The 732-nt window shown below is 48.2% G+C and carries 1 protein-coding gene; it reads right to left on the bottom strand.

Going from position 1 to position 732, the window contains the following annotated elements:
• Window positions 1–36: 36 nt before the first annotated feature.
• Window positions 37–255 (bottom strand): DUF6500 family protein, encoded by a 219-nt coding sequence (locus tag ACZYTD_RS17175; RefSeq protein WP_463893914.1) that lies wholly within the window; start codon window positions 253–255, stop codon window positions 37–39.
• Between the last annotated feature and the right edge of the window lie 477 nt (window positions 256–732).

Consider the following 732-nt stretch of genomic DNA (forward strand, 5'->3'; position numbering starts at 1 on the left):
AGCCCCGAAGGGGCAACAACAGCTGTGCGGGTACGATTAAACACCAGATATAACCATATATCTGATCTTCACTGCTTTTTCGAAGTGATCCAGTTTGTGGGTTTCAATCCACCACCGAGCAGCCTCCATAAGAACCTCTGGCTGATCATTTTTATTTTTAAAGAATGCGTAAAATGAGAGGCCGACGCCTTCACCTTTCTGATCTATTTTGTGATCATACACTTCTACAATTTTCTTTCTAAGTTCTTTCCGCAAAAAAGTATTCCTACGCTGGATTGATCACATAACAATTTCTTATCCGGAATAAATCCACATAAGGTCGCTAACTTATGCGGCTTGGTCTGTAATGGTTGCCCTAGCTCGTCTTTACGAGGGTGACAGCGAGTTTTTTCGTTCGTCCTGTCGAAGGATGAACGGTAAATGCTCGCGCGGTTCGACGGCGCTCACCACGAACGGTTGGGTGGATGCTAACGCTAATGCGTAATGGTTTGTGCCCGGATAGCGTGGCTCTTTAAATGCCATAGCTACCGCGCGCCGTGTCAGTGTGCTCACGCTGGGGGTTGCCGATTCTGACAGCTGGCACGGTTGAGTCTTTATGCTACCCGCTGCGGCTTCAGTTGAAAATCCCTGTAGCGTTTATGGGTAATAAAAATGGCGGATAGGGAGCATTGGGGTGGCGGCCAGGGTCAATACGCTTGTGTATAAGAGGGCTAGCTACACAACGCCCATCCC

It is taken from the genome of Pseudaeromonas sp. HNCC25DJ180 (genome assembly GCF_055413345.1).